Here is a 5,460-nt window from a genome sequence, read left to right as displayed (position 1 = left end):
GCTGCAGTCAGAGTGGTTTTACCGTGGTCAACGTGGCCGATTGTACCCACGTTTACGTGGGGTTTCGTACGTTCAAACTTTTCTTTTGCCATTTCTATTATCCCAGCAAAGTTACTTTAAAAATTTCGAAAATCTAAACAAACATGAGCTGGGGAGAAAATGGTGCTGATAGGCAGATTCGAACTGCCGACCTCACCCTTACCAAGGGTGCGCTCTACCAACTGAGCTATATCAGCACTGATTTGGAGCGGGCAGCGGGAGTCGAACCCGCATCATCAGCTTGGAAGGCTGAGGTAATAGCCATTATACGATGCCCGCAAATCCTAATTCTCTGGCCACCTCATAAGAGAAAGTGGTGGAGGGGGCAGGATTCGAACCTGCGAAGGCTGAGCCGGCAGATTTACAGTCTGCTCCCGTTGACCGCTTGGGTACCCCTCCAGATTGATGGTGCCGACTGCCGGAGTCGAACTGGCGACCTACTGATTACAAGTCAGTTGCTCTACCAACTGAGCTAAGTCGGCACTGCATCAAGTGGGTGCGCATTCTAGAGTAATGATTTACTCCGTGCAATAGCCTTTTGCGAAAAATTTTCATTTTTCTGTTTAAGTGCTAAATATTTAACCACTCAAACATTTTGTTACGCTAGGAGATTTCTCTCTTCGCATAGCGGGCAAGGCCTTGCACCACCAAATTCGCGGCGAGGATGCTACCACTGCTTTCAGGGAATGCAAACAGTTTTTTATCCCCACCGCCTAATATAACGTCAAAATCGGTTTGTTTGCTGCTTAAATAAGCAATAGCGCTTAAAAATACACCTTGTACTGCTGCCAGACAGCCGTTAGCCACGCACTCTTGTGTACTGGTTCCGGCAAATAAATGTTCGGGCACGGTATCATCTCCAAACACTCTTTTCGTTGAACCGAGCAATCCTTTTTTCATGGAATGAAAGCCCGGCGTTATCCAACCGCCTAAATGTTGACCATTAAAAACAAAATCAGTAGTGATTGCCGTCCCAACATCGATGACACAAAAGGCAGATTTTGTGGTCATTTCCTCTGCCGCGATCATGGCAAGCCAGCGATCGACTCCCATCGTCGATGGATTTTGGTAGCTATTTTTTATATTAAACGCGGTTTTTTCCGTTTCGATGTTGTGAAAACGAATATTTTTTGCGTTGCAGAGCGCGCGTAGTCTCTCTGTTTCGACTTCGTCTCTTACGCTTGCCACGAAGACGTGTTTGCTATTCTCGTCTTCAAGCTGGTTACAGAGCGCTTCAACAGAGTTTACTGCGTGCGGCTCATCGTTAGCGCGAGACAAAGAGCAGTATTTAATTCGTGTATTGCCCATGTCGACAAGAAAAATTTGCTCACTACTGACCACGCAAGCTTACCTCGCCGCCATGGAAGCGGGTAATACCATCACTGGTTTCTACCAGTAATGCGCCGCTGGCATCGACTCCCCTGTCGACGCCGGAAAAACGTTTCTCCCCCATTTGCAGTACAATGGTTTTGTCGGCGTAAAGATCCATCGCCTGCCATAACGGTGCAAACGGGCCGAATCCTTGCTGTGAAAATTGCGGTAACAAACTCCACAATGCTGAAATAATGGCGGCAGCCAGCTGATTGCGGTCTGGGGCGTGACCAAGATAAGACGCCAGATCGTTGTGAGGCTGCCCCACGTCATACTGGTTTTCAGGCATACACACATTCAGACCGATTCCGATAACAGAATGCGCCGTAGCGCCAATTTGTCCCTCTACCTCAATGAGTATTCCTGCCAGTTTTTTTCCCTGAAGGTACACATCATTCGGCCATTTTAACTGTGCGTCATCAACACCAACCGCTTTAAGTCCCTCGCAGACAGCTAAGCCAACGAGGAGTGACAGTCCAGCCATACTCTGATAACCATCAGGAAACGACCAGTACATAGAGAACGTCAGGCTACCTCCTACCGGGGCCAGCCACTGACGTCCGTGCCTTCCCCGGCCGGCCGTCTGTACTTCAGCGAGAACCACATCGCCATTAGCAAGGTTGTGAGGCGCATTGGTGATGCGTTTTTTGAGCTCCGTGTTGGTTGAGGGCAACACGGATTGCACGTCAACTAGTGCCATACGTGCCGACGGAAGGTGCTTTTTAATAATATCAGCATTCAGTAAATCGAAACCGCGCTCCAAACGATAGCCCTTCCCTTTCACTTTAAACACATCCAGCCCCCAGTCGGAGAGCTGGGAAATATGCCCGGCAACCGCCGTGCGCGACAAATTCACTTCCTGAGCAATGGCTTCGCCTGAGTGAAAATGTCCATCAGACAGCACCGACAATATGTGTTGTCGGATAAGCTTTGACGCCTGTCTCATAATTCGATAAGCCCTTTTCTTCCAACCAGCCTGACTTCCGGTTCCAGCATTATAGTAAACCGTGCCTTCACCGATGACATTATTTCTCTGGCTAAAGTCACAAGATCCTTGCCTGTTGCCCCACCGGTATTGGTAAGTACAAGTGGTTGCGTAGGATGGCAGCGTACACCGTTAATGGCTCTGCCCTTGAACCCGAGTCTGTCTATCAGCCATGCCGCAGGGACTTTTGTGTGCTCGCTGCCTACCGCATAGCCAGGGACGTCATCAAATTCGTCAGTAAGTCTGGAATAATGCGCGTTATCAATGACCGGGTTTTTGAAGAAACTACCGGCATTCCCTAACTCTGCCGGATCTGGGAGCTTGGCCCTTCGGATCCTGATGACTTCATTAAAAATGCTGAGCGGAGTGGGGTCAGACAGCGCAGCCAACTCGCCGTAGGTCGTGATTAACTGGTTCTGTTTGGGTAATACGAAATTCACATGTGTTATCAGCACCTTACCCGCGAGTTCATGTTTAAAAATGCTGTCACGGTAACCGAACAGACACTCAGCGTGAGAAAGCGTAAAGCGGGTGTTGCTATCCAGATATACGCCTTCTACAGACGTAATAAACGTTTCGACTTCAACTCCATACGCGCCGATATTTTGTATCGGGCAGGCTCCGACGGAACCTGGAATCAACGCCAGGTTCTCCATCCCATGCCATCCGTTATCTACGCAGGATGCCACCAACTGATGCCAGTTCTCACCTGCACCAACACGCAATTCGTGTGTGGATTCTGTTTCATTATGCTCGATCCCGGTTATCTCGTTAACCAGTATCTGGCCCTCAAAATCCTCAAGGAATATCGTGTTGCTACCCCCGCCTAAAAGGTAGTTATGTGGATAGCGTGAGCGCGCATCAAAAAATGATTCAATATCAGAAAAAGGCGTAATTTGCTGACTGGAAGCGTCAAGCCCAAAAGTATGATAAGACTGCAGTGAAGGCATGCTTGCGCCGTGTCGATTAACAATATCGCTATGGTAGGCGAAGGCGCGCATGAAAGAAAGCAGACCGCATTGCTGTGGGGCTGTTTATTCTTTACTGCCAAGCAGAGTATCAGCGCTTACGCGTAGTGTTATATGCAGACGCGCAACACTGATAAATATGAGCACGCCTATCGCTGTAAATATAATCTCTATAACATCAAAAGTGCGTGACGTAATAAAGAGTTGTAGACACTCGTCGATAACCAGGCCAACGCCAATGGCGTCGTTATCATTCTAATTGATAACTGTCGTGTAGCACACAACCCAAGCTCACTGAGTTACAGGATAAGCAACGCGTTGATAGCGGCGTAAATGGCCCTACACGGATTACCGGTTAATTTTATGACAGCTTGCACACGCTCCTGCAACCTTGCCTGCAAAATAATACCGAGGCTCCTCGAGAGAGGCAGCACTGCGGGCTTTATCAACAGAAGAAATGAAATCGCGCATGTGTTCCTCCATAAAAGGGTGGTTAGCGCCTCCTGAACTAGCCTGTAACTCAGAGCCGATACGGTGAATTTCAGATAATGCACCAACCACTTCCTCACGTATAGCATCACCATTCTGACCTTGTGCCGCAACACTGTGCTGGAGAGCGCCGTCGAGTATACTGATCTGGATTGCCATCTCAGACATGCTTGACTGTAACTTTTCGCTATCTATGTATTTAAAGTCAGGTGGATAGGTGACTTCTCTGAAGGACGAGTACATGCTGCTGCACCCTACAACCGCCGCCAGCCCCACAAATATACAAAAATACCTTATCGCGTTCTTGTTCATAGCCATGCCCCAACCAAATTGTGCTTATGGTACTCAAAGACGTGATGCGACATCACGCGCACCTTATCACTGACCACAGTGTAGCAGTTGGCACTGGCGGGATACTGTCTCATTATCACTAACGTGATTTTGATCAATAATTTGGAATACTTACAGGCCGGATCAAACAGCGTTATTCGGATAACCGATATTAAACCCGCAGATCAGTTGTTGGAGGTAAGGCACGAGCTCATCTTCAAACCAGGGATTTTTATAAAACCAGCGGTTGTTACGACCAGAAGGGTGAGGCAACACAATGTCAGTAGGACATAACTTTCGCCAGTCAGCCACGGCACTGGTAAGCGTAGTGTAATGAGGTAAGTATTGGCTTTGCGCGTACCTGCCGATATATATGCGCAATTCAGGATTTATTACCTTAAAAAAGTGAGGGTGCCACCGTGGCGCGCAGGGCTTGAGAGGTGGAGCGTCAGCACCATTTTTATACCCTGGAAAGCAAAAGCTCATCGGAATGACAGATACGCCGTCAGCACCGTAAAACTGCGCTTCAGATAACCCCATCCAGGAACGAAGCCTATCCCCAGACGCATCATTCCAGGCGATACCAGATTCATGTGCAAGTCGACCCGGAGCCTGACTGATCAGCGCTACCTTAGATTTAGGATTAAGTAAGAATACAGGTTTAGGCTCATGACTTATTAAGTCGATACAGTGACGGCATGCAGAGGCACGCTTCGCAAGCTGCAATCCATCATTGTGATTCTCATCTGAAGCCAAAACTTGGACCCCGTCAGTTAAGTGTAGAAAATTAATGCTTAACACTCAGTACACAGCACGAATGCGCTTGGTTTATTTTCATGCTGAAGACACTAAGCTTTGTACTCGGGCAAAGATCATCCTGTTATGAAAAGCGTCGCTGTATCGGCCGCTTCTGTATGTTTTCCATATTCGAGTAGTCTCTGACTGTCCGGCATTATTCGAGATATTCTGTGTAGGTTAACCTCTTTTACCAAGAATATTCGCGATGCCTATCATAGGCAATTGAGCGCAGGAGATCCCGGACACCATGACAGTGTGAGAGATGAATACATTGTGTGCCTTATACTTCGCTGTGTTTGACGTTACGAGATGCGTTCGTTCAGCGTATGGGGAATGTATAGCTAGATTGGATTTCTTCGTCACACAACGAAAAAAGCCCGCTCATTTGAGCGGGCTTTTCGAATGGGAGCTTGGCGGTGTGCTACTCTCACATGGGGAGACCCCACACTACCATCGCCGCTAACGTGTTTCACTTCTGAG

6 protein-coding genes and 4 tRNA genes are annotated in these 5,460 nt (G+C 48.1%); all 10 read right to left on the bottom strand.

Going from position 1 to position 5,460, the window contains the following annotated elements; all coding sequences use genetic code 11:
* Positions 1–92: GTP-binding protein (locus tag JKP77_RS21930; protein WP_018003793.1), on the bottom strand; the 92-nt coding region annotated here is incomplete at its 3' end.
* Positions 93–160: 68 nt separating this feature from the next.
* Positions 161–236: transfer RNA gene (locus tag JKP77_RS21925), tRNA-Thr, on the bottom strand.
* Between the two features lie 7 nt (positions 237–243).
* Positions 244–318, bottom strand: a tRNA-Gly gene (locus tag JKP77_RS21920).
* A gap of 35 nt (positions 319–353) precedes the next feature.
* Positions 354–438, bottom strand: a tRNA-Tyr gene (locus JKP77_RS21915).
* A gap of 7 nt (positions 439–445) precedes the next feature.
* A tRNA-Thr gene (locus JKP77_RS21910) sits at positions 446–521 on the bottom strand.
* A gap of 121 nt (positions 522–642) precedes the next feature.
* Positions 643–1,380 carry a type III pantothenate kinase gene (locus tag JKP77_RS21905; protein WP_338024906.1) on the bottom strand — a complete coding sequence of 246 codons (738 nt, stop codon included), beginning with the start codon at positions 1,378–1,380 and terminating at the stop codon, positions 643–645.
* Positions 1,370–2,356 carry a bifunctional biotin--[acetyl-CoA-carboxylase] ligase/biotin operon repressor BirA gene (gene birA / locus JKP77_RS21900; RefSeq protein ID WP_218313306.1) on the bottom strand — a complete coding sequence of 329 codons (987 nt, stop codon included), beginning with the start codon at positions 2,354–2,356 and terminating at the stop codon, positions 1,370–1,372. The genes JKP77_RS21905 and birA overlap by 11 nt, the downstream gene beginning before the upstream one ends.
* Positions 2,353–3,345, bottom strand: coding sequence for a UDP-N-acetylmuramate dehydrogenase (murB, locus tag JKP77_RS21895; protein ID WP_218313305.1), 993 nt, complete (start codon positions 3,343–3,345; stop codon positions 2,353–2,355). The genes birA and murB overlap by 4 nt, the downstream gene beginning before the upstream one ends.
* A 366-nt stretch (positions 3,346–3,711) precedes the next feature.
* Complete coding sequence (locus tag JKP77_RS21890; protein WP_218313304.1) at positions 3,712–4,095, bottom strand: hypothetical protein; 384 nt, start codon at positions 4,093–4,095, stop codon at positions 3,712–3,714.
* 231 nt (positions 4,096–4,326) lie between these two features.
* Positions 4,327–4,938, bottom strand: a complete 612-nt coding sequence (locus JKP77_RS21885; protein WP_246601336.1) for a uracil-DNA glycosylase family protein — start codon at positions 4,936–4,938, stop codon at positions 4,327–4,329.
* Positions 4,939–5,460 lie beyond the last annotated feature (522 nt).

It is taken from the genome of Alteromonas antoniana (assembly GCF_019249295.1).
GTDB classification, from domain to species: domain Bacteria; phylum Pseudomonadota; class Gammaproteobacteria; order Enterobacterales; family Alteromonadaceae; genus Alteromonas; species Alteromonas antoniana.
The sequence above is the reverse complement of the archived record's forward strand: the minus strand, read 5'-3'. Positions and strand labels throughout refer to the sequence as shown.